This window comes from Mucilaginibacter corticis (assembly GCF_007558865.1).
Taxonomy (GTDB): Bacteria; Bacteroidota; Bacteroidia; order Sphingobacteriales; family Sphingobacteriaceae; genus Mucilaginibacter; species Mucilaginibacter corticis.
The window spans coordinates 88,892-113,247 of the sequence record NZ_VLPK01000008.1 but is presented as its reverse complement, the minus strand read 5'-3'; the positions used below and the strand labels follow the sequence as shown (position 1 = coordinate 113,247).

The window sequence follows — 24,356 nt, the reverse complement described above, 5'->3', positions numbered from 1 at the left end:
GACACTTAAATCATCCAGGGACGTTTCACCGTCCATTTTAACATATGTAAAAAAGTTGCCGCTCTGAAAGCCAGTGAAGCCCGTTTGACGCGGGACACGTAAAATAACAGGTTCCGCCAGGCTATCGCGTTGTCATTCTTTCTCCCAGCAAGGTAATAACAGCAATAAATGGAGTCTGTAAGACACTTTGCAGGGTCAGCAAGCTTGTCCAGCGCCTTGTGGCGCTTGAGCAAACGATAATGTCCGCTAAAAAATTTATAGTCAAAGTTGGACGCGCTGAACCCATCTTCTCCAAAGCAGGCGATATCCCGGTCAATATATTTTATCTGATATTCCTCGTTAAAAAACACTTTAAGTGTAAAATCATAGTCCGCTGCAGTGGCATATGACAAGTCATACTTCCCCAGCTCGTCAAAAATGCAACGCTTGTAAAATACGCTTTGGTGGTGTATCCCTTTAGCCAGTACTTTCGCCTTGCTGTCATACACATACCTGGTTTTGCTGGAAATACCTTCCACATTCCCGTAGATCAGGTCTGGCTTTTCCGTTTCGATTGCTGCTTTGACCGACTGCAACACACCTGCATCACAAAAAAGGTCGTCACCCCCAATGAAATATAGCCATTCCCCTGATGCCTTTTCAACGCCCCGGTTCATCGCATCATATATCCCTTTGTCCGGCCGGGAATCAATGACAACAGAAAGCTCATGGTTCAGGCGCACGAAATCGGCGAGTTGCGTCAATGTATCGTCTGTTGACGCGCCATCCACAAAAACGAGCTCGTAATTACGGTAATGCTGAAAAACAATACTTTCCAGCAGCCGGGGCAGCGTAGGCGAACTGTTAAAGACCGGAATGATAATTGAAAAAAAAGGCCTCACACGAATTTAATTTCCGGCATTAAGGATTTCGTTTGTTTTGCTGATCCAAATATCAAATCCGTTGGGATTCCAATGTGCGTCATTCCTGTAATAAAGATTACCCGGGTAACTTTTAAAGGTATTATACAAAGGGATCACCGTCAAATTTGTTTTCTTTTCTACGCGCTCAAGAAGATGATTGTAGGGCATTCTTTTCGCATCATAGATCGAAACAGGATTGGGTATCAGGGATAAAAATACTTTTTTGAAACCAATAGATTCATAATAGGATCTGGCGGCCATCAGATTTTGATTGATCTGATCAAGCTGCGAGCCGGATATATTTTTAAAAGCAGATTGCTGGTAACTTGAATCGACTGTGATGTTCAACAACAATCGCTTTTCATCCGTACTGATCGCCACTTCCTGAGGCAACCAGCCAAGCAATCTGTAATTGAGGGTTGCCTTTAGCTCCTTGACCGGCGTAAATATCCTGTCGTCGAAAAGCAACAAGGCCAAGTTCCGGCTCAGATCTTTATTAAAAAAGGCGTTGTTTATTCTTTCCCAAATAGTTGCAGGTAATTTACTGTCGGTCCCCGGTGCCGTTCTTTTCGAATAATTTAATTTGGCCGAAATTTCAGCTTTTGCCCATTTTGCTTCGTCTGTTTTATAAAAGTCAAATCCGTTTAACCTCCTTTCCGTAAATTCCATGATCAGGTAGTTTTCCTTGGAACTATCCAATGCTATCGGCCCATAGGGAAAACGCTGGTCTAAGAAGACTACGTTATCAAAGCCATTGAAGGCGCCTTCCATCGTTTTGTCAGCCAAAAAGCTGTCACCTGTAATATAAAGTATGCGATTGGTCAATTTCTGCCGGTTGTTGTAACCGTATTTCTTGAAAGGTTCCAAATTGGCCTTGAACCAGGGCAAATAGCATAACCCGTAAAGATCGCCGTATCGCCAGCGGTCCGATCTCACAAACATCCTGTAATATAAGGTTTTGTTATAGGCTGCCGGCGGGTTCAAATGGTCAAAATACCTGTCCTGTTTAATCTTATTGATCAAGGTTTGGTTCATGGCTAAATACAACAGGGCGACACCGGAGATGAGCAGGAACAGGCAGATGGTCTTCCGCATCAGAATTGAAAGTAAATAAATTGTGCCTCGTTGAATATGCCCAGCAGGTAACAGGCTATGCCCAACGTCAGCGTCATAAAAATCTTTTTGCCTGTTGAAAGTTCGGCGGCGCTCAGGTACCATTCGCCTGCTAACAAGGCCCCGATGATTAACACGCAGTACCAAATCTCTTTTACCGGCATCAGGCTGGTCGCGCTATATTCAAGGCTTTTGAACTTCAGGATAGTCAGCAGGATGTACATCCCCTCGCCTACGGTATTTGCCCTGAAAAATATCCAGGCAAGACAAACTAAATTGAAAGTGATCAGCCATTTCAGGAAAGTAAACCCGTTCACTGTTATTTTTAATTTTTTTAAAACCTGGTAAAGAATCAGTAAACAACCATGTATCAGGCCCCAGACCAGGTATTTCCAGTTTGCCCCATGCCATAATCCGCTAACCAGAAAAACGACCAGCAGGTTGCGGCAAAGCTTGTAAAAACTGACCCTGTTGCCTCCGAGCGGAATATAGACGTAATCCCTGAACCAGGTTGACAGCGAAATATGCCACCGCTGCCAAAACACCGCGATGTTATGGGAAAGATAAGGTAAATTAAAGTTCTTCATGAGCTCGATCCCTAAAGTCAAGGCGGCTCCGATGGCGATATCAGAATAACCGCTAAAATCGCAATAGATCTGGAAGGCAAAAAAATAGGCGGCTAAAAGCAGTTCGATGGCAGAGTGGCCATGTGGGTTGGAAAAAACAGGATCAACATACAGCCCTAAGCGATCGGCGATGACTACTTTTTTAAAAAAACCTACGGCCATTAAAAAAACCCCTGAAATAAAGGTATCTCTATTATAGCTGATCGCCCGGTGCAATTGCGGTAAGATGTGCTGGGGCCGTTCAATGGGGCCGGCTACCATTTGCGGATAAAACATTACATACAGCGCGTAAAGCCCGAAATGCCTTTCTGCTTTCTGGTTCCCGCGATACACCTCAATTGTATAACTCATGGCCTGGAAGGTATGGAAAGAAAGACCAATAGGTAAAATAAAGTTTAGCAAAGGAATTTGCGGTGCATGAAAATACCGGGAAAGGAAGTTGAGGTTCTCTGCAAAAAAATTAAAATATTTATAAAATGCCAACACACCGACATTGGTAATGATGCTGGCGAGCAAAAAGATCTTTTTGGTATGGCCTGCCGCCCTTTCTATCAATATCCCCGCGACATAATCAACAATAATCGTAAAAAGAATGATTAACAGGTATTCAGGTTTAAAATACATGTAAAAGTAACAGCTCGCCATTAATAGCCAGACCCAGCGAAACCGGTGCGGCAATAAATAATAACCGGAGGTTACGATCAAAAAGAAAACTAAAAACAGGAGCGAATTAAAAAGCATTTGTCATTGGACTCAAATCAATCTGAGCAGTTTATATAATTTCATTCGGCATCTATTCAGGAAATTTATTCTTTTCCATTCGAACACTTCCCCATGCCCTTCTGCTGACCATATATTTTCATGATCTTCCTGCCATTTTGCAACCATCTTAGGATCATGTGTTTTCGCATCTTCATGCACAGTCGCTACAGAAAGCGGCGCTTTGATCAGCTGCCGTTTATTTCCCTTTACCAGCCGGAGCCATAACTCAAAATCCAGTGAACAGTTCAATTTTTCCCAAACAGGCTGGTGTATTTTGGAACTCCAGAAGGCGGACGGCTGTATCAGGCTCGGGATCTTCATAAAAAAATCCAAAAAAGGTAAGACTTTTATCAGCTCAAATTCCTTGCTGTCACTATGGTAACTATAACCATAGCCATACACGAAATCAGTTTTCTTTTTAATAAAAAGATCGGCCACCTTATGGAAGACATTACTTAAATAATAATCATCGCTGTTGATCCAGGCATAATAGTTTCCCGAGGCTAAGCTAAAGCCCAAATTAATTGCGTGGCCCTGTCCATGATCTTTTTCACTTTGCCAGTAACTGATCCATGGGGCATATTTTTGCAAGATCTCTTTTGTCTGGTCAGAACTGCCTCCGTCAATAATAATATACTCCAGGTTGGGATAATTCTGTAATAACACAGATCTTATCGTTTGCTCAATAAACTGCCCCTGGTTATAAGACGGCGTAACGATTGTAATTTTGGGCCAGTTTCTCCTGCCGGTGTAAATGGAAGGATCTGTTTCTGTTGTCCAGGGCCAGCCGGTCCTTTCCCCCGCTTCCGGTAAGACATTTAATAACCCTTCTTTAACTACCGGCACGTTCGTTAGTGGACAGAAAGCGCCTTTTTTTTCCAGGGCCAGCCGATATTGTTTTAGGTCAGGCAGGTTCAATTTTATTTTGTACTTCGTAATTTAATATTTCTGCAACCGCATCGAATACATCCTCGACCGAAACCTCATCAATGGCAAAAGGCGACCATTGGTCATAGTTCTCGGTTGTGGTGATAAAGTTTACCGGAAATATGCACCTGATACGCGCTGACAGCTCAGGGGGATAAGGAATGAACCGGCCGTAAAGATCCCCTTTCGCAATACAAACAGCCGGTATACCAAGCAATGCCGCGATATGGATGGCGACCGTATCACCGGAGATTAAAAGATCCGCCCCGCCGATGAGTTCACAAAGGCTGATCATGTTTAGCCCGGTTTGGTGTGATAGCTGTTCATCAGATAGCCCCTTGCTAATTTCCAGTTCCTGTTCCGCGTTGTCTTTTGCCCCCGCCAATATGATCTTTATCTTTAACCTTTCTGCGATCCGTAAGCATAACCGGTTAAATCTTACAGGGTTCCATCGCTTATGAGTTTGACCCGCGCCTGCGAAAATAACAATACTGCCATTGGGTCGCAGGCGTAATTGATGACCCACGATAAATGGTTTTTTCAGGTCGCATCTTTCCCCGGTCATCGTCTCAAAGATTTGTTTGTTCCTTACAAATTCATGCAAGGGTTGATCATTGACTTTCAGCAGTTCCGTGTAGTATTTTTCTCCCCTGCTTTTCAATTCAGGCGATGCGTTGATGCAATCACCGTCGACGGCGATTTTGTATTTTGCATTTACCTTGCCGATGATCCAGTCGACGGTAAATTTCCGGGAGTAGTTCGTGTAAACGATGGTTTCAATCCTTAACTTTTGAAGATCGTACAACAATTTAACCAGTTCCCATTTTAAAAAATTACCATCTGTGTACCAGATAAATCCGTCGACAATTTCAGCGTCCCAATAAGTCGCCAGTTCCTTACATACCGAATTTTCAAGAATGTAGATCCGATGATCTTTATATTTAGCCGAGTTTCTTAAAAAGTACAAATAGTTCCTGAATAAAATATAATCACCTGCACCATCACTTCGGACGATCAACACTGTTTTTTCTTTCCTCGGGACGAAAAAAAACACTGTTTTAATGATCGCGGGCGCAAGCACCCGGATCAATACAAATTTGATTTTTCCAGTAAGTGATTTCATGGCTTATAGCCGATCAGTCGTTTGACGATGTTTTTGAGCTTTTGTTTTTTAGAAACCAGGTCAGGCTTTACAAAGTTTAATAGTTTAGAATAATGCTTTAAATTGATAGTCTGCTGGTAGGTCACCTGCATCGGTTCGGTGTAAAGTTCCTGAATGAAGTCTTCCCCGCCTTTGTGTGTCCCGCTCCCGTCGTAACCAATATTAAAAATAAGCGACTTAGTCGTAAATACGCCAAGCCCGTTCCGGATAAATGCCGTATAATACCATCGGATATCCCAGGTATGCATTTGTGTCAGCATATACATTTTATCCATTAAGCCTACATTAAACCTGTTTTGTAAATACATGTCTGCAACGATTTCGGGGATCTCTGCCGGACTGGCCTCAAATAGCTTCCACCTGTCTGCCCAGGTCGCCCACCCGGTAGAACTGGTCGCCACCGGGCACAAAAATGTTTCGGGCCCTGTTTCAAAATCGATCGGGAGCATATAACTGTTGATCGAAAAAATTTGCTTGTCGTGTTCGTAAACCTGCAGACCATCATTACAATATTGCAGAAAATAAGGCGAGGTGATCAGATCATCATCCAGCATGATCGCCTTCCCATGTTTGTTGATCACCTGGGTTATTCCGTCTATAATGTTATCCTCAAGGTACATATTTTTGTCCCTTTCGATCAGGATCACGTCTTTGCACCATTGTTTTTCACGGACAACCGCGCGGGCTTGTTGAATTAGATCCAGATCAGCAGCTGTCGCATTTTCTTTCGGGCCATCCGCAAAAACATATAATACAGATTGACCGGCAAGTAAATTTTGATTTAAAGCCGCCAGTGTTTCCCGGGTGTGATGCGGCCGGTTATAGATAAACAAGATCACCGGTGCCAGGTTGTTATCTATTTTAGCTTCCATTATTTGCTGCATCAGTTTTTGTTTGACAATACAAACCTGGTACGCTTATGATGCGCGATGACCTTTTTTCTGTTTGTTAACAGCGCACACCAGGTCCCGTAGATCTTATTAAATTTAATTTGTTCGGCTACAGTAAGTTTATCCCAAAACTTCATTTTTTTTAGCGTTAAGAGCAACAGGTTCTTGAGGTAGGTTTTAGTCGCGCCAAAAAACCAATCGTTTATAATCTGGCTGATCGGCCTTTCATCGGCATTTAAAATCGGATAATAAGTATTCATCAGCACATGCGAGTAGCTGAGCCAAAAAGAAAGGCCGAGGATATAGCTGATGTTTTGACGTTTTAAAGGAACGAAATGTTTGAATTTTAACTCATCGTCCGCGATGATCTTATAGCCGCTTAAATAAATCATAAAACAAAACTCTGTATCCTCCCCGCTAATCAGACTTTTTCCTTTACGCCCCGGTGTTATTTGATCCCAGCCGCTGTCAAAAAGACCCGTTAATATACTTTTTCTATAAGTAGAGCCTGCCCCATAGACCCAATGATCTGTCTCGGCCCAGGTTTGCGGCCCGTTCACATAATAATACGAAAACTCCGCAATTTCACTGTTTGCGGGTTGTTGTGGTTCATAGAACGCACATCCGCCCAGCGCGCCGACTTTCGGATCGCCAGCCATGACCCGGTACGCCCTGGCAATATAATCCGGGTACAGCCAGTTATCGTCATCACAGGTCAGCACGAACTCGTACCCGGCGGCTTTCAATCCCATGTTAAAAGCATGGTTCTTACCGGCGACCGGCTGCGATAATATGTTAAATGCTATGGCTTTATCCCCGTATTTATCCCATTCTTGTTTGGCAACAACTGCCGTCGCATCCGTAGATGCATTATCAATCACTATAATTTCCCAGGGAACCGCAGCAGGAACCTGCTGCAGCGCCAGGTGCCGCAGGGTTTCGGGCAGGCGCTCCGCGCTGTTATAACAACAAACGATCACCGAAATCCCTGGTTTTGCCGACAATAAATTCAGTTTTTGTATATGGTGTCCATTCTAGTCTTGAATGCCTCAAAACTAAACATCCTTTGGTATTTTTCGTATGAGCGTATGCCGTAACTTTCCCGCAATGCCGGGTCGTCAATCAGGCTGATCAGCGCGTTTTTATTTTCGAGGATATCGGTCGTGCTGACCACGATCCCGTTATAACCGTCTTCTATAGATTCTACCAGGCCGCCTGTCTGTGCCACCACGCAAGGTAATCGGTTTGCCATGGCTTCCACTACGGCGATTCCATGCGTTTCATACAAACTGGGCTGGTAATAGATCGTCGCATTTTTTAAATAAGCCTGCGCGCCGTTGACCGAGCCATAATATACGATTGCAGGATTATCAATTGCAGCCGATTTAAGCTCCTGCAACAGCGGGCCGTCACCGAACCATAGAAACCGAACGCCCTCCCGCTCCGCTGTGACCGACCTGGCGACTTCCAGCCAAAAGGAGGGATTTTTATAAGCGACCGTATGACCCATGGTCACAATATATTGCAGGCCCTTCGCCCACATGCCGGCCTGCGGCTCAGTAGTTTGATTAGCAATTGCACAATTGTAGACTACCTTAACTGACAGTTGCCTGGCCGCTGAAATGCTCCAGTTTCTCATAACCGCTTCTTTATTCGCGTTAGAAACGGTAACGATCCTTTTTCGCCTGCCCAGCAGGCTGTTGCAGGTAAACGAGGTGAAGGGGGTATAGCGCTCGTGAGGTGTTGAATGCAATATATAGGTAACCTTGAAAAACGGCAGCCAGAGTAAATATAAATACTTCTCAGGGTCCACTACGCAAAGCGTTATTTCATTCGTGCCGTGTTTAATGGCCAGCGATCCAACCCGCCAAAGTGACCGGAGGATTTTTACAAATTCCCTGATGTTTGAAAAAACAGAAGGATATACCAGGTGTGCGAACTTGTGTAAACGTGCATCTACGATCGTTTTGAGTTCACTGCCGCCTTTTATATTTGGCAGGTAGGTGAGCTGACTTTCTTCTTCGAGGATCAAGACGATATTTTCTTTTCCAAAATAAAGGATCAGGGCTTCCAGGTGCGTGTTGCTTCCGCCATATTCAAAAAGCCGGTTGAAAATGATCTGTTTTTTCAATTTTCAGGAAATTTCAATACGCTGAAAACAAAGGATAAATATTTCCGGAGCCTGGAGTTTCTAAAATTATTTAGTTTTTGTTCTGCTTTCTCATAGGTGGCATAGTCGTCGGTGAAAAGCGGAAAATACCTTTTCAGGAACGCGTTTTTTTCTCCTTCAATCAAAGGCTGGTTTTGCGGCTGGGAACTAACCCCCCCATGGTCAAAGACCGATATTACAAAAGCGATGTGTTTATAGGAAGCCTGGTGCAAGGCGATCGCTTTCAAAAAAAAGGCCCAGTCAGCGGCGACCCGCATGGAAGTATCATACATTCCTGCCTTTTCAAAAACTGTTCGGTTAATAAAACATGCCGGATGTGGCAGGGAGCTTTTCATAAAAAAACTAAAACTCAGTTTATCAGGAAAGCTTACTTTAAAATTTGATTCCGGGTTTACAAATTCCAGGTCCCCATAGACGATATCATGGTTGTCATAGTTGTTTACAAACCACTGCAGGCTTTCGCCGGAATAGAAAGCGTCTCCCGCATTCAAAAAAATCAGGTAATCGCCATTTGACCTTTGGATGCCTTTATTCATCGCATCGTAAATCCCGTCGTCTTTTTCGGCCAGGATGCTGATCTTTTCCGTATTCCTGTATTTACCAATGGTATCCAACGTGACCGGATTTTTCGAACCACCATCAATGATCAGGTGCGTGTAATTGGGGTAGCTTTGATCGATTACCGAAGCGATCGTCCTTTCCAAAAACGGGTTATCCAGGCAAACCGTTACAATACTGATATGCATCACGGCGCTATGGCGATACGGTTACGGATAGGTTGCAGCTGTGTTTTTTTGACCGCGATCAAATTTTCGTAAGGATAGTAAGCCTTCATCGGGCTCGGAACCAGCCGATTAGAGGCTGTATCGTAGACGAACCATTCATAGCCTTTATCTGTCATAAAATTATACAGGTCCCGGCAGGAATACCCCGCCCGGAATACATTTTCTTCTGTAAATTCGATCATGAAACAGGTTTTAAAATCCTCTTGTTCAAGAAAATCTCCCATGCCCTCCAGCACCGGAAGTTCCCAGCCTTCCACATCTACTTTAATGAGGGCAATTTGCCGGTAATTAACGGCATGTTCCGTGACAAACTCATCAAAGCGTAAGACACTCGCCTGGATGCTCGTTTCCAGGGGCACGTGCTGTAAATTGGCAAATGAATTCCAGGCATCGTAACCGCTGTTTGAAATATGGAAATTAAGCTTGTCTTTTTTGTTCGACAGCCCCATATTGTAGGTATTGGCCATGCTTTGGAAATGGTTTAACGTGACATTCTCTCTCAGCCTGTTAAAGGTAACAGGTGTCGGTTCAAATGCATAGATGGCCCCGGAATCTTTAAGCGCTTCAGCGGCGTATAAGGAATGCAGCCCGATGTTGGCGCCGATGTCAAAAAAAACATCTCCGGGCCTTAAAAAATTGCTGATAAACTGCTTTTCAGCTTCTTCAAACTGTTCGTAAATTAATTTAGCCAGCTTACTGTCTTTATACAGGTTGATTTTTAACAGGTCGTTAAGCTGGTATTCCACGTGTTGCCGGCCATCAGCAAATAGTTTCTCCCATCCGTCGGGCACTTCTCCTTTCCTGAAGGTAATATACCGGTTCAGCAAGTTAGCTACTTTTTGTGCAACCGTTACGTCAATTTGTTTCATATAAAATATTCCAGTCTATAGATGGAGCCATAATGCCCGGCCGGTTTTCAGCATATAATTTATTGACACCACCGATATTAACCAGGTTGATCAATATACTATATCTATGAAAACAAAGCCATTTTTCATTATGTAAACCAACTATCGGATAAACAATGTATTCACCTTTATTTAAAAGATTGGCCGGTATGATGCCTGACAAACGCAGGTTTCCCTGTTCGAGCGTTGAAGCCGTTTCATAGGAATCATCATGAAAAGACCTGAAAACGCATTGCTCGGTTGCATGGTGCATGATTTCAAAGCCTATCCTTAGGCCGGGCGCGGGTTTGATGATCCGCACGTCATAGGCTACTTCGATGTCTTTATGCGTCAGGAAATCATTCACATCGGCAAAATGCGGGTATATCTCGAAAGAATTTAAACAAGTATCCTCGTCGCTTTCCTGCTCGTCAAACGCCACTGATAGCTCCCGGTTATAATTTGAGGTATTGTTCGTGAGATAATTTTCAATTACAGCTGATTTATCACCATAGGCGGCGACCGATCCATTGTGCAGGTAGATCGCGTTGTTGCATAATTGATTGATCGCTCCCATATTATGGCTCACAAATAAAACCGTTCTGTTTCCGACTTTACTGACGTCGGCCATCTTGCCCAGGCATTTTTTTTGAAATTCAGCATCGCCGACAGCCAGCACCTCATCTACGATCATGATTTCGCTTTCCAGGTGTGCCGCTACGGCAAAGGCAAGACGAACATACATACCCGAAGAATACCTTTTCACCGGCGTATCTATATAGCGCTCAACCCCTGAAAAATCAACGATCTCATCAAACTTTCTTTTGATCTCCGCTTTACGCATGCCAAGTATCGCCCCGTTGAGATAAATATTCTCCCGTCCGGTCAATTCCGGGTGAAAGCCGGTCCCCACTTCCAGTAAACTCGCTATCCTCCCCTTTATCTTTACAGAACCACTGGTTGGTGATGTTATCCTGCTTAAAATTTTAAGCAGGGTGCTTTTTCCGGCTCCGTTGCGGCCAATGATCCCGACCGCGTCGCCTTGCGCGATATCAAAATCAAGGTCTTTTAAGCTCCAGACCACATCACTTTTGCCTTTTTTTGAACGATCATTAGTTTCGCCTATTTTCAAAAACGGATCGTCTTTCCCGCGTACCTTCGCCCAAAAGCGTTCCAGGTCCCGTGAAATTGTCCCTGTACCGATTTCACCCAGATGGTAGGCCTTTGAAAGATTTTCTACTTTTATAACTGAAGGCATGATCTAAACAGTATCAATAAACGTGCGTTCAACACGGTTGAAAATAATTATTCCAATTAAAAGCGTCATTAGGGTGATAACTGACGTAATTCCTAAAGACAACATCGTAAACGTGCCCTGTCCCAGAAACCCATACCTGAAAGCCTCGATAATTGAAGTCATCGGATTGTATTCCACCAGCCATTTATAAGAAGGGTATTTCGTTTCCACAACCGAAAGCGGGTAAATCACCGTAGTCAGGTACATCATCAGTTGAATACCGAAAAGGAGCAAAAAACTCAGATCCCTGTATTTTGTAGTCATGGCGGAAAAGATCATCCCTAAACCAAGACCCAAAAGTGCCATCAATAACAATAACAGCGGAAATAACCCTAACCAGGCATTAGGATGGAAATTGGCTCCCTTAAACCAGTAAATGGCCATCATCAATAAAAAGAGTAACATTTGTATCCCAAATCGGATTAAATTGGAAACAACGATACTTAAAGGAACGATGAGCCTGGGGAAATAAACTTTTCCAAAAAGCGCTGAATTTGTGGTAAAAACGGTGGATGTTTTCGTCAGGCAATCCGCAAAATAATTCCATGAAGTGATCCCGGCAATGTAAAAAAGCGGTTGTGGCAAGCCATCGGTAGGTATTGACGCCAGGTTTCCGAAAACAAAAGTATAAATGATCGTCGTGAACAAGGGCTGGATAATGAACCACAATGGGCCCAGGATGGTTTGCTTGTAAAAGGAAACAAAATCCCTGCGCACCAGCAGCACGAGCAAATCCCGGTAATGCCATACATCTTTCAGCTTAAGGTCAAAGAGCGTATCCCGGGCTGTAATTTCAATATCCCAGGCCTCTTCTTTTTGCTCAGCCATTTTTAATCATCTCCGCTAATTGTATCATATAGTTCTTTTCATTAAAATGCGACAAACATTGCGTTTGTATATTCTTTTTAGCATCCACGGTTAATTTGTTCTTTAGATAACCTGCGATTTCTGCTTCCAGTTGTACAAGATCATCGGGATTTATCGCCGTTCCTAATTCGCTGCTGTAAACGGCATCAATACTACCGTCGACATTTCCACAGATCACCGGCACGCCGCAAGCCATGGCTTCAATAAACACAATACCGAAACCCTCCTTTTTACTGGGTAAAACAAAAAGATCCGCCAGCAGAAAGTGTGGGATCAGTTCTTCTTCTTTCAGGAACCCGGTTAGAATAACGTGTCCGCCAACCTGGTAATCAGCAATAAGCTTTTCTATCCGTATTTTTTCGTTTTCGTCGTATTGACCAGACAATATGTACTTAATGCGGGGGAACCTTTCTTTCAAACGGCTTAGGGCCCGGATCACCTGGTCGTGTCCTTTGTATTGCTCCGTTGAAGCCAGACGCGAAAGCGTAAACAGAACTTCGTTGTGGTTATCAATACTATATTTTTTTATTAAATGATCAGGTTTGTTAAATGCAACCGGGAATTCCATGAACGGATCAATCGTATTGTTCAGCACGGTGCATTTGAAGGGGGCACAGTGATGCCGGCTGATCATTTGCTGCATCGTAAAATTACTGACGCAGATAACTTTATCGCAATGTCTTAAAAATATTTTTTTTAAAACCGATATCGGCCTCCAGACCTCTATACCATGTGCGACAAGAAAAACTTTACACTTCGGGTTTATCATTTTTAGCAGTAAACCGGCAAGTGCAAGGTTGAGATGGCTTAATATTACCACATCTATTTTCCTGGCATTTATCATCGTTTTAAGGATAAATTTTATCCGGTTATGATTAAATCCGAGAAAATTTCCTTTTGGAACATACTGGGGCATCAAATCTCTATCAGCGTCATAAACTGACCACAAACTAAAATCCCAGTCGTTCCCGTAAGATAAGCCGGACAACGAATGCGCCAGCGCCCGGGTCATCTTTTGGATCCCGCCGGTCGTGCTGAAAGTCTGCAATGTAAATAACATCAACCTTTTAGACATGCTGCTGGATCTGGTAGAGGGCGAAGATCTTTGACCAATGGATCTGCCCGTTTTTAAATTTTAAAACTTCGTTTTTGGCGAACCTGCCTTTATACAATTTTTCGTTGCTGATCTCCCCGTGCCGGCTCATCCATTCCTGGAAAGGGAACGTAAAACCCATTTTTGGCCGGTTCCAGGTGGGTTCCGGTAAAAGATCCCGGAAGCTATCGATTAAAATTTTCTTTGGCTGGTAGCTATCAAACCGGATCCCCGGTGCAAGGCTAAGCGCCAGTTCCTGAAAATCTTCATCCAAAAAGGGAACCCTTACTTCCAGCCCGTGTGACATACTCATGACATCCGTGTCCCGTAACAGCTGGTTTTGCATATACAAATTCGTTTCAAACCAGGCAGCGTGTTCTTCATCATACCGGTTTAAATGATTCAAATTCTGTTCACTGAACAGGATTTCGTTCACCTCGCCGGCGCTCCTGTCCAGAATGCGGGCAATATCTGATGCCACAAACAAGCCCCTTAACAGTAAATAGTCGCCCAGGTAGTGCTCATTGGCTAAAAAAGATATTTTTCTATGCCGGTCCGTTTGGAAATAGTTTGCGGCCTTAAACAGGAAAGATGGCAGTTTGCGGAGATACCGCAGGTATTTCATGCGGTTAAAGGAAGGGTAACCACCGAAAAGCTCGTCTGCCCCTACGCCTGAAAGTACAGCCTTTAAACCATCTTGGTGCGCATATTTACTGATAAACCAGGTATTGATCCCGTCCGTAGTAGGCAAATCCATGTCTGCGATGATTTTCGGAAAATATTCTTCAAAATCTTTTTGCTTAACCAAATGGGTGTATTTTTCACCGCTGATCTGTTGCAATACGTTGTTTTGGTAGGCGCTTTCATCGTAGTTCTTCTCGTTGAAATAGATCGAGATAGTCTTGATCTGTTGCTCCGTTTGCTGGTTCGCCAACAGGGACAGGATGCTGGAGTCTGTACCGCCGCTGAGGAATACGCCTATCGGCGCGTCGGCCATCAGTTGCCGGTTAACAGCGGTTTGTAAACCGGCTCTGATCTGCGCTTTAGCATCCTCAAGACTGATAATACCGGGCTTTGCAGTGATCTGGTAAAACGGCCGGATCTGATAAGTGCAGGAATCGTGCTGCCAGGCCAGGTAATGACCTTTCTGAAGGCTAAGCACATTTTTCAAAGTGGTAAACGGTTCAGGTATATGCCCAAACGCCAAAAATCTTACCGGCCATGAGTGATCGGTTTCATGCGTGGTACCTGCTGATTTAAATGCCCTGACCTCGGAGGCAAAACTCAAGGATTTGCCGTTCACATAATAATACAAGGGCTTTACCCCTGAAGCATCGCGTACGAGAAACGTGGTGCCGCCTTTTATATCGTATAAAGCGAATGCAAACATGCCGCGCAGTTTTGAAAAGGAGGATACCCCCCATTGCAAATAGGCGTTGATGATCACTTCGGTGTCTGTAAAGGAATGAAATACGACTCCGACAGCTAAAAGCTGTTCCCTTATCGGCAGGTAATTATAGATCTCACCGTTAAAGGTGATCCAGACCCTCTTGTTAACGTCGGCCATTGGCTGGTGCCCGTTTATACCCGGGTCTATGATGGATAGCCGCCGGTGCCCGAACACCAGGCTTACATGCTCATCTGAAAAAATACCACCGTCATCAGGACCTCCATGTTTCAGCACATCGCACATTAAGCTTACTTTTTCTGTAAGCTCATGATGACTAATCCTCTTAGCTATTATTCCAGCTATCCTGCACATATGAGAAGTATTTTCAAAGCTTCGCCGCTTAAGTCACATTTTAAAATTGCAACTTATTATTAATCAGCGACTTAATCACTAATTTTTATTTTTATATTTGGGCACTTTTATCGCTAAAATGCCCTTTTCTGTAACCTGTCAATCAACGATGCCGGTACATTTACAATGATGGAGTGCCCCAGATTCCCCAAACGTATCATGAGTTGTTTTTGAGACTTATAAGAGACCACCTCTCCTTTAAGTCCTTTCAAAGGCCCTGCTTTGATCAAAACCGGCTCACCCGGCTGCAGGTGTTCCTCTGTAACCTCCAGCTCAAACGGACTTGCGATCAATAACTTAAGTTCTTTGATCTGCCGGTCGGGCATAGCGGTGATCCTGCCTGAGAAATAGATGAACCGTGCTACACCTTGTGTCATCAGGATATCTGCCTGCTCACTTTCCCTGATTCGTACAAATACATAAGATTTTATAAAAGGCTCCTCTACCCACTTTTTCCGGTCGCTCCATTGCTTAAGCTGGCGTTGCAGGGGTAAGTAAGCTTCGATCCCTTTTTTTGTCAACGCGTCGTACGCTTTTTTTTCTGAGCGCGGATGGGTACTTACCGGATACCATTTAGGCGCGCCCGCGGCTGACTTTACTGGCATTATTTGAACAGTACTTGCAATCATTTAAACCATCTCCGGACGTTCCACCATTTATTTTTAGGATCATCCACATAATATTCTGAATTTCCGTAACCCGTATAATCGGAATAATAGTAATATTTTGAACCATTGCCTTCGCCTGTGAACTTGGTATTGTAATACCTCGAATGCAGCAGGTCTTCTGCGTAGGCGTTGAGCACAATCACTGTGTTATCCAGCTGGTATTCATGCGCGATACGCTGGGGAACAGTTGCCGAATAAAATTTCGATTTGCCCGAACGTATCACAAACAGATTGATATCGCTCAGCCTGATCAGTGGTATGGAATCTGAAACCAGTCCTATCGGGGCCGTATCGATCATGATCACTTCATACCTGGTTTTTAATAAAGCGATCAATTCTCCGACCCTGGCCGAATGCAATAATTCGGACGGGTTAGGAGGAACGGGCCCGGATACGATAAAATCAAGGTTAGACAGTGATGAGTTTTTAATGATATCATCAGCGGTACATTGATGGGCCAAGTAATTGCTTAAACCGATATCATTAGGTACCTGGAAGGTCTTATGTAATTTCGAGCGGCGCAGGTCGGCAGCTATAAGTATCACCTTTTTATCGATCAGCGATAAAGTGCTTGACAGGTTTACAGCAACAAAGGACTTACCCTCCCCTGCAACTTCCGAGGTTACGCAGATCACTTTCCGCGTTTTGTCAGCGGCAAGAAAATTTAAATTTGTCCGGACCGATCTTACCGATTCGGCAAAAATAGATTTAGGCCGGCTGATCGCCAATATTTGGGAACTGTATTCATCTATCGGCTCCGGAAATTTGCGGATCACACCTAAAATAGGGATCGCTGTCAGGCTCTCGATCGTTTCCTTATCATAAATATAGGGATTTAACACGCGGATCAGGATGATTAATCCGAAGCCTATCAGTAAACCAGCTATGATCGCTGAGCGGCGGATACTGTGCTCATCCGGGGCAACCGGAGCGTAATTTGGCTGAGCGACATCAAGGATGGTCGCGCCCGGCAAAATCCCCGACCGGCTGATCTGTGCGTTTAGTTTCCGTTCTGACAAAAAAGAGTAAACCTTATCGTTGACCTCAAAGTTTCTTTTCAGGCCGGCCATATCGTTTTCAGCGACCGGGAACTGCGCTATTTGTTGGGCAAGGGGCTTCTGCTGATCAGTGATGTACGCCATGTTTTTTTTGACCAGGGCGATAGAAGTTTCGATGTTGCTTAACGCCGAATTTTTAATACGTAAAATCTGCTGGTTGATATCATTGACCGGGCCGGAGTTGTCTGTGTAAGTTTTTAATAAAGAATATTTATCGGCAATTAAAGCGTCAAGTTTGACAATAGAAGTCTGCAACAGCGGATCAACCACTCCTTCCAAATTAAAATTCAGCGTGACATTATTTTTTTCTTTAAGGATATCCGCCTTTAACTGATCCAGGGCGATCAGCTGTATCTTCAGTAAAGAGTTTTGCGATTCAAGTTCTTTGGCTTTGCTTAGGGCCGCTTCGGCAGCTGAGCCGACATCCATGATCTTTAAATTTTGCTTGAACTTTTCAATCGATTTTTCGGATCCTTTTACCTGTCCTGAAAGATATTTTAGCTGCGTGTCAATGAAACTGATCATTTGAGTCGCTGACTGCATTCTTTGGTACCGGTCATAATTCAGGTATTCCGTCATTACCGCGTTTAAAGCATCGGCCGCGAATTGCGGATTAGCGTCCGTTTGCTGGATAGAAACGATGTTGGAATTCCTGATGATCTCGCTGGTATGCAGACCGCCCCTTACCCTGTCCAGGAAATCTTCCGGGGCATTGAATTTGAACTGGTAGACCACATTTTTCAAAAGGCCGGCCGGGCGTTTAATGCGTAAGGCGGTACTACCCAGTGTGAACGGCGCGTTATAACTGATGACCTTTTCAACTTGTTTTCCATATTCGGGATAACTGAGCGAAAAAGAAGAATTATTTACCGGCTTAAAGCTAACCAGGTCATGAAAAAAATTCGCCGTATCAAACTTCAGGAACTCAATGTCCAGTGGTTTTTGCGGGTACAATTCATTCGTACGGTTAAGCACCCTGCCCACAACGTAAAAACTGACCCGGTAATCCATATCCCTGATCGCGCTGATCACGACATTTCTGCTCTGCAGTACCATGGTCTCTGTCTGGACCTTCGAAGGGCCTTTATCGGATGTGGTTACGGCCCCGGCGATATCTGAGATCTCGGACTTTTTTTCTTCAAATTTCATGGTACCGGAAGTCGCATAGGTTTTCGGCGTATACCATAAGTAAACATTTGAAAACAGCACTGCCAGGAGAACCGAACCAACGATCCAATACCACCTGCTCAGTAATATTTTAGCGATCTTAAAATAATCTATTTCCTGGCTGGGCAGTTTATGCGGTATGTTTTCTGTTTCCTTCATTTAATGCGCGCAAGCGTAAAGATGAGCAATAGCGTATTAAGAACGATCAAACCCGGTTGATAAATAGCTGAAAAATTCTGTATTTTGTCGTTACGGATCGCGCGTCTGTTTTTTGAAACATAGATCATATCGCCGTTTTGCACGATCGCCCGGGGATCGTTGATCGAATTAATATTACTCAGATCTATTTTGATAACCTTCGGTCTTTTCTCAGTTCCGCGAATGATTTCTATGTTCGTTTCATCTGCACTTTCCGTAATGCCGCCTGCGTCGCCCAGGACCTCGGATAAAGTCGTACGGTCTTTAAGCAACGGAAAATTCCCCTGCGTTTTTATTTCGCCGAAAATGGTTACTTTAAGATTGGTGATCCTAAGATCAATTATCGGGTCTTTAAGCAAACTTTTCCGGTAAAGATCTTCTATCAGGTTTTTTGCCTGGATTCTTGTCAGTCCGGCGACGGTAACGGTATTGATGACCGGCAATGTGACTGTCCCATCTGTTTTCACCTCGAAGGTTTGCCCCTGTCCTGACGTTTCCGAGGTGTTCCCGTGACTATCTGCCGGCTGGCTGACAATATATTTGATATCCTGCAAATTTCTGATCAGCAACTGGTCCTGTGGTTTAATACGGTAGTCACTAACGGTATCTGTATAATTGCCATTTTCCAAAGCGCTCTTCTGCTGGAACAAAGCCTGGTATTGTTTTCCGCAAGAAGTAATTCCCAAAGTAAAAAAAAGGATTAAGCACAGATAAAATAATTTACGCATACGCACTGGTCTGTTAGTCTTATTAGATTAGGAACAAGTCCAAATTTACATAAAATTGTGAGTTTACACAGTAAATGTTCTAAACTGGGCAACCCGGAAAACAAGTCCCGAATTTAGGCTAATCGGAGATAACACAATTGACATTGCCATAAAAATTATCCACAAATGCTGTACAGGCAGGCGGTTTATTGACAACTTCGTAAAAATTCTAACTTTAACAAGTGACTAGCAGCCGCTCGTTTGAGGCTTGGGCCGCCGTTCGAGAAAGGGCCGCAAATTGTCCAGTAACCATTTTGGCTCCCAGTCACGCACGATAAAACGGTTTCCGGCCCTGGTGTATTCCGCAGCCGGAGAAAATTGTCCCGTCTTCTTCGCATCAATCAATCGTAGGGTGTCTATTACTTCAAAATTGCTTTTCAACAAAGGAATGATATCGTTGTACATTTGCGCTATACGCTCTGGTGGTACGAAATGTGACCCGTTTTCATGCCGGCTCCTGGCCCTGTCGAAGCATAACTGCAAAGAATCGGTAAAAAACAGGTTGACGATTAATTTATGTCCCGGATTGAACGCTTTAACTGCTCTGATATAGTCATAATGTTCCCGTGAACTTAAGCTGAGCTCATAAGCAAAATCATTTCCGGCGCGGAGCTGCCTTTTGACACTGTCGCTGAAGCCGTTTTTTTGATCGTCAACCCAGTTATCATTTTCATTGATGATTTCGATGCCGGCCCTGGTGAATTCTTGACCATTCATGCTTTTGCCGATCCCCGGTGGTCCCGCGATAACAAATAATTCAGGCATTACGATACAATATCAACCATATTATCCGGGTATTCAGCGACCATTCGCCCGCGCCATTCATAAACCAATGCCTGTCCTGCCGCAAATACACGTTCCCTTGTCCGGGCCTGGCGTATGGCCTGCCAGTCGCGTTCCTCTGCGATCGTCATCTTAAACGGATCATCATACATCACGCCTTTTTTTAATAAATGACCTTCGGTCTGCTTGTTCATGAAAACTTGATTTGGATCTAAACAAAGGTAATTAAACAAGTGATAATGCGAAAACTTAAACCAATCGGGTCCTTTTAATGACCGTAGCTATTACCGGCATTTTCCAGCAAAGCCAGTTCTTCTTCATCAATCAGACCCTTATCATATAGAGTAATATGTCTTAAGCGCCTTGCAGTTATGGTTTCTTTTTTTGGGGAAAAATACACGAGCAAAAGGCCAAGTACGGGCAGCAAAAATGCAGCTGAACAGGCGATTTGCCAGCCGCAGTTCCTGTTCCTGCCGACAAAAAAACCGACAGAAAGATTCACTGATAAATATATAACTGTGGTTATAACGTCGATAGTGTTATTCATTATTGTGCCGGTCCTGTCGATCAAAAATAAGCTTTTAATAAATATAATTCATAAAATTCAGACTCATTTGTTCCCTTTCATCGCTGGCCTATTCAGGCAATGATGATCCTCACTGAATTTTGCTTTGACGATCTCTTTTCCCCAAATTTTTTTGCCGGCCCTTTTAGGGTGTTCTTTAAAATAAGCGTTACGAGCCGAAAAATGCAGATCAATAGCTTGTTTACATTCATCCACACAGGTGTAGTCGCTATTATGGATGACCGCCTTTGCCAGGCCGGCGAATACGGATTCAACCACATTCAAAAATTGTGTACTTGCCGGCAGGGGCGCCAGCCTGATCTGCACCTGTTTTAACTTATTATGATCGTTGATATGTGTCATCAGGATTTTCGAATTGTGCCAGCTAGCCGCGTCCCAGCATAGATAAAGCGTTTTTTGGTCAGGGTACTGGTTTATCAATACGTCAATTAACCGCGTCATTTCAAAAGTGTTTTTTTTCGGCGAATAAAAATGCGTCACCTGGTTGGTCGAAAGTTCAAGTGCCGTGGTACAAATGACCATGCCTTTTACCTTTTGTTTTTCCGGCACAACATCCGGACTTTCCGTCTTAAGCTTTAAAGTCCGTCCGCCTTTGATCTTTATGGAAACCGGGCCGTATTCGTCAATCGAAAAGAACTTTTCATCCGGCTTCAGCTTTTGCAGTATGTTTTGAATTTTTTTGATCTTTTCCCGGAATTTAGGATCCGGGCTGCTCAGCATTTCCTTCGATTTTCGATATTTATAACCCATCTGGACCAGGCAGTACCGGATTTGGCCATAATTGAGCGTCGGTTGGTAAAGGCGGTTGTAAACCAGTGTAAGTGCTCTTGCGCTCCAGCTTGTCCGGTTCAGGCCATGGGCCTTTGGCGTTTCGTGAATCAGGCGGAATAATTTTTCTTTTCTTGCCTTAACCAGGACAGGCCCGATTTTATTAGGGATACATTTTGGTTTATCAAATGCCTTCAGGCCGCTTTTTTTATAGCCGGCAATCCACGAAGTAAGGGTGTGGTAAACCGTTTCTACCTTGTCAATAATCTCCATCCGTGAAGCTCCCTGCTGGGCCATTGTCAGTGCTTTTGAGATCTGCCAGAGCCGTTTGTCATTGCTTTGCCGCCAATGTTTAAGTGTGGACATATCTTTAGGTTCAATCCGGTCCAGCAGCTTTACCGGGTCAAATTTTACGCTTGTCCGGAGCCATTGGATAAACTCGCGTTTAAAGGTTGGCAAAGTATAGGCATTATCGCTGCGCAGGCGGTATTTCTCCCACATGGCAACGGTATTCATTTTGGACGTTTTTTCTTCGGCGGCCAGCGCGGTCACGATCAATACAAATTCCGTATATTTTGGTGTCTGCCAATGTGGCCTTGGCGATTCTTTTGGGTAAAAGCCGAAGTCTTTTAATCGTTCCGGATATTCAGCGCGAATCTTTTCAAATTCGCGCTGGTAACGCCAGGTGGTTGTCGTCGAGATATTTAATTCTTTAGCGAGCGCCCACGAATGGTAGTCCCCGTCGATAAACCGGCGGCGTAAAATATTGGCTTTTTCAATATCGAGTTGGAAACGGTACACTACATTCGGAACACACGTGATCTATCTACAATTGTCGCACAATATTGTTGATTAAATATCAAAAAAGTTTTGCCTTGTTCTAAAACGGTTTCTTGCAAATACTGATGTTTTGATTACGCGAATGAGGCCCTGAACATATCTGCATTACAAACAAGCCGGTTTCCTGATTTGCCTCAATTGTTAATTATTGATTTCACCATAGTTGAAACAGCTATGATTCTGATTCTTCAATAATCACTTTAGATAAACATATATTAAACATTGATATTTAAACCATAATCAAATATAAGAATTAACATTTATGAAAATTGTAATTGGATCGATCAGGCATTAATCATTGCCAAATTAAATTTTGTTATTATTGTATTGCCTTAGCGGCACCGTTTTTATGACCATTGCTGTAACCGACCTGGCCACCGTGTTGACCACCATCATCCTGCTCAAGAAACCATGAGTTATTTCAGCGAATTAGCAGAATTACTGGCCGCAGAACGCGCAGCGGACGAAGCAGCGTTTAAGGAATTGACAGAAGGCACCGGCGTGGTACGGCGCCGCGATAACGGGCAGGCCTGGTACCCTGTCGCGATCCGCCATACCGAAGCCGTACGGGGGGATTACCTGAGCATCGAGGTCGAGCGCACCACGCATAAGGAGCTGGATCACCAGTTTCGTTTCGGCAGCCCGGTCGCGTTTTTTTCCAACCACAATACCCTGGACCGGGTCAACGGCACGGTGACTTACATTGGAAATGACCGCATGCGCATCACCTTGTTAACCGAAGAGCTCCCCGACTGGGCCGGCCAGGGCAAATTAGGGATAGATTTGCTTTTCGACGCGTACAGTTATGACGAAATGCGGGACGCGCTCAGACAAGCAGAAAAATCAGACAGTCAATTGATCCGGGTCCTTACCGGAAGCGCGAGTCCGGGTTTTACGTCACCTATCTACCAAAACGAAAGTCTGAACTGTTCACAGCAAACGGCCGTAGCAAATATATTAGGCGCACAGGAACTGGCCATAGTCCACGGTCCACCGGGCACCGGCAAAACGACAACTATCGTAGCCGCTATCCATGCGCTGATAGCAGCCGGTGAACCGCAAATTCTGGTGGTGGCACCCAGTAATACCGCTGTAGACCTGCTGAGTGAAAAATTAGCTGACAGCGGAATTCATGTTTTACGCATCGGTAACCCTGTGCGTGTGAGTGACCAACTGCAAAATCTCACGCTGGATGCCCGCATGGGTACCCATGAACAGCTCAAAGCCGCCAAAAAACTTAAAAAACAAGCCGCCGAATTCAAAAACATGGCGCACAAGTACAAACGCAGCTTCGGAAATGCCGAACGAGAACAGCGCAAAGCGCTTTTCGATGGAGCACACCGGATCATGCGCGATGTAGCCCGGATCGAAGAATTTGTGGCCGAAGATGTGATCAGCAAAGCCCGGGTCATCACCTCCACCCTCGTCGGTGCGGTTCATTATACCATCAAAAAACTGAAGTTCAGAACAGTCGTGATCGACGAAGCCGGCCAGTCACTGGAACCGGCAGCCTGGATCCCTATTTTAAAGGCACAGCGCCTTGTTTTGGCTGGCGACCACCTCCAGCTCCCGCCGACCGTTAAATCGCAGCAGAATGGCTTAAAAGTCACTTTGCTGGAGAAAGCCGTAAAGCTGCATCCCGGAGCTGTTACCCTGCTGAATGAACAATACCGGATGAACAAGGCCATCATGGGTTTTTCATCCTTAAAGTTTTACAATAACCTATTAACTGCAAATATGTTAGTGGCCAATCGATTATGGCGGCCGGATGACCTGCCTTTTACCTTTATAGACACCGCAGGTACCGGTTACCAGGAGCAGATTGAAGGCAACAGTATCCGCAACCCGGAAGAAGCCTCCTTTGTCGTTCGTCATATCAGCGAACAAAACTACAAAAGGGTCAGCGTCGGCGTTATCGCACCGTACAGGGAACAAGTTAAGCTACTGAAAGAATTGCTGTTAGCTACGTCAATTGAAGTTAATACTGTAGACAGCTTCCAGGGACAGGAACGTGACATCATCTATATTTCACTCACCCGCAGTAACGCGGACGGACAGATAGGCTTTCTTAAAGACTACCGCCGTCTTAATGTCGCCATGACCCGTGCCAAACTCAAAATCGTTCTGGTCGGTGACAGTACCACCCTCGCCCAAACGCCCTTCTTCGAGGAATTGATCGCCTATGCAGAAAAACTGGGCGGCTACCAAAGCGCCTGGGATTATCAATAAGATTATTGTA

22 protein-coding genes are annotated in these 24,356 nt (G+C 44.3%); 1 reads left to right on the top strand and 21 read right to left on the bottom strand.

Annotated elements, in window-relative coordinates:
- Positions 1–5: 5 nt before the first annotated feature.
- The 21 genes from FO440_RS23915 to FO440_RS23815 all read right to left on the bottom strand — a co-directional run bounded on the left by FO440_RS23915 (position 6) and on the right by FO440_RS23815 (position 22,078).
- Positions 6–881, bottom strand: coding sequence for a glycosyltransferase family 2 protein (locus FO440_RS23915; protein WP_186292791.1), 876 nt, complete (start codon positions 879–881; stop codon positions 6–8).
- A 6-nt stretch (positions 882–887) separates the two neighbouring features.
- The gene (locus tag FO440_RS23910) at positions 888–1,997 is read right to left on the bottom strand and encodes a hypothetical protein (protein ID WP_144250840.1); all 1,110 of its coding nucleotides are present in this window, start codon (positions 1,995–1,997) and stop codon (positions 888–890) included.
- The gene (locus FO440_RS23905) at positions 1,997–3,265 is read right to left on the bottom strand and encodes an MBOAT family O-acyltransferase (protein ID WP_246104317.1); all 1,269 of its coding nucleotides are present in this window, start codon (positions 3,263–3,265) and stop codon (positions 1,997–1,999) included. The genes FO440_RS23910 and FO440_RS23905 overlap by 1 nt, the downstream gene beginning before the upstream one ends.
- A 129-nt stretch (positions 3,266–3,394) precedes the next feature.
- Complete coding sequence (locus FO440_RS23900) at positions 3,395–4,321, bottom strand: glycosyltransferase family 2 protein (protein ID WP_222104049.1); 927 nt, start codon at positions 4,319–4,321, stop codon at positions 3,395–3,397.
- Positions 4,308–5,453, bottom strand: a complete 1,146-nt coding sequence (locus FO440_RS23895) for a glycosyltransferase family 9 protein (RefSeq protein WP_144250838.1) — start codon at positions 5,451–5,453, stop codon at positions 4,308–4,310. Before FO440_RS23895 ends, FO440_RS23900 begins: the two co-directional genes overlap by 14 nt.
- Positions 5,450–6,364: a hypothetical protein gene (locus tag FO440_RS23890; RefSeq protein WP_144250837.1), complete on the bottom strand. Its 915-nt coding sequence runs from the start codon at positions 6,362–6,364 to the stop codon at positions 5,450–5,452. Before FO440_RS23890 ends, FO440_RS23895 begins: the two co-directional genes overlap by 4 nt.
- Before the next feature lie 11 nt (positions 6,365–6,375).
- Complete coding sequence (locus tag FO440_RS23885; protein WP_186292790.1) at positions 6,376–7,386, bottom strand: glycosyltransferase; 1,011 nt, start codon at positions 7,384–7,386, stop codon at positions 6,376–6,378.
- Positions 7,387–7,391: 5 nt separating this feature from the next.
- The gene (locus FO440_RS23880; protein ID WP_144250835.1) at positions 7,392–8,513 is read right to left on the bottom strand and encodes a glycosyltransferase family 4 protein; all 1,122 of its coding nucleotides are present in this window, start codon (positions 8,511–8,513) and stop codon (positions 7,392–7,394) included.
- Positions 8,510–9,298, bottom strand: coding sequence for a glycosyltransferase family 2 protein (locus FO440_RS23875; protein WP_144250834.1), 789 nt, complete (start codon positions 9,296–9,298; stop codon positions 8,510–8,512). The genes FO440_RS23880 and FO440_RS23875 overlap by 4 nt, the downstream gene beginning before the upstream one ends.
- On the bottom strand, positions 9,298–10,206 hold the full coding sequence (locus FO440_RS23870) for an FkbM family methyltransferase (protein ID WP_144250833.1): 909 nt from the start codon (positions 10,204–10,206) through the stop codon (positions 9,298–9,300). Before FO440_RS23870 ends, FO440_RS23875 begins: the two co-directional genes overlap by 1 nt.
- Positions 10,193–11,482, bottom strand: a complete 1,290-nt coding sequence (locus FO440_RS23865; protein ID WP_144250832.1) for an ABC transporter ATP-binding protein — start codon at positions 11,480–11,482, stop codon at positions 10,193–10,195. Before FO440_RS23865 ends, FO440_RS23870 begins: the two co-directional genes overlap by 14 nt.
- Positions 11,483–11,485: 3 nt before the next feature.
- The gene (locus FO440_RS23860) at positions 11,486–12,349 is read right to left on the bottom strand and encodes an ABC transporter permease (protein ID WP_144250831.1); all 864 of its coding nucleotides are present in this window, start codon (positions 12,347–12,349) and stop codon (positions 11,486–11,488) included.
- Positions 12,342–13,463, bottom strand: coding sequence for a glycosyltransferase family 4 protein (locus FO440_RS23855; RefSeq protein WP_144250830.1), 1,122 nt, complete (start codon positions 13,461–13,463; stop codon positions 12,342–12,344). The genes FO440_RS23860 and FO440_RS23855 overlap by 8 nt, the downstream gene beginning before the upstream one ends.
- Entirely contained in the window at positions 13,456–15,243 is a 1,788-nt protein-coding gene (gene asnB / locus FO440_RS23850; RefSeq protein WP_144250829.1) for an asparagine synthase (glutamine-hydrolyzing), read from the bottom strand. Before asnB ends, FO440_RS23855 begins: the two co-directional genes overlap by 8 nt.
- Before the next feature lie 113 nt (positions 15,244–15,356).
- A complete protein-coding gene (locus FO440_RS23845; RefSeq protein ID WP_144250828.1) occupies positions 15,357–15,887 on the bottom strand; it encodes a UpxY family transcription antiterminator in 531 nt (176 codons plus the stop codon).
- 20 nt (positions 15,888–15,907) lie between these two features.
- A complete protein-coding gene (locus FO440_RS23840) occupies positions 15,908–18,334 on the bottom strand; it encodes a GumC family protein (protein ID WP_144250827.1) in 2,427 nt (808 codons plus the stop codon).
- Positions 18,331–19,059: a polysaccharide biosynthesis/export family protein gene (locus tag FO440_RS23835; protein WP_186292789.1), complete on the bottom strand. Its 729-nt coding sequence runs from the start codon at positions 19,057–19,059 to the stop codon at positions 18,331–18,333. Before FO440_RS23835 ends, FO440_RS23840 begins: the two co-directional genes overlap by 4 nt.
- A 267-nt stretch (positions 19,060–19,326) precedes the next feature.
- Complete coding sequence (locus tag FO440_RS23830; protein ID WP_144250825.1) at positions 19,327–19,905, bottom strand: hypothetical protein; 579 nt, start codon at positions 19,903–19,905, stop codon at positions 19,327–19,329.
- Complete coding sequence (locus FO440_RS23825; RefSeq protein ID WP_144250824.1) at positions 19,905–20,117, bottom strand: hypothetical protein; 213 nt, start codon at positions 20,115–20,117, stop codon at positions 19,905–19,907. Before FO440_RS23825 ends, FO440_RS23830 begins: the two co-directional genes overlap by 1 nt.
- Positions 20,118–20,191: 74 nt before the next feature.
- The gene (locus tag FO440_RS23820; protein WP_144250823.1) at positions 20,192–20,470 is read right to left on the bottom strand and encodes a hypothetical protein; all 279 of its coding nucleotides are present in this window, start codon (positions 20,468–20,470) and stop codon (positions 20,192–20,194) included.
- 63 nt (positions 20,471–20,533) lie between these two features.
- Complete coding sequence (locus FO440_RS23815) at positions 20,534–22,078, bottom strand: IS630 family transposase (RefSeq protein WP_144250822.1); 1,545 nt, start codon at positions 22,076–22,078, stop codon at positions 20,534–20,536.
- A 732-nt stretch (positions 22,079–22,810) separates the two neighbouring features.
- Between FO440_RS23815 and FO440_RS23810 the strand changes: the two genes are divergently transcribed.
- Positions 22,811–24,346 carry an AAA domain-containing protein gene (locus tag FO440_RS23810; protein ID WP_317129824.1) on the top strand — a complete coding sequence of 512 codons (1,536 nt, stop codon included), beginning with the start codon at positions 22,811–22,813 and terminating at the stop codon, positions 24,344–24,346.
- Positions 24,347–24,356 lie beyond the last annotated feature (10 nt).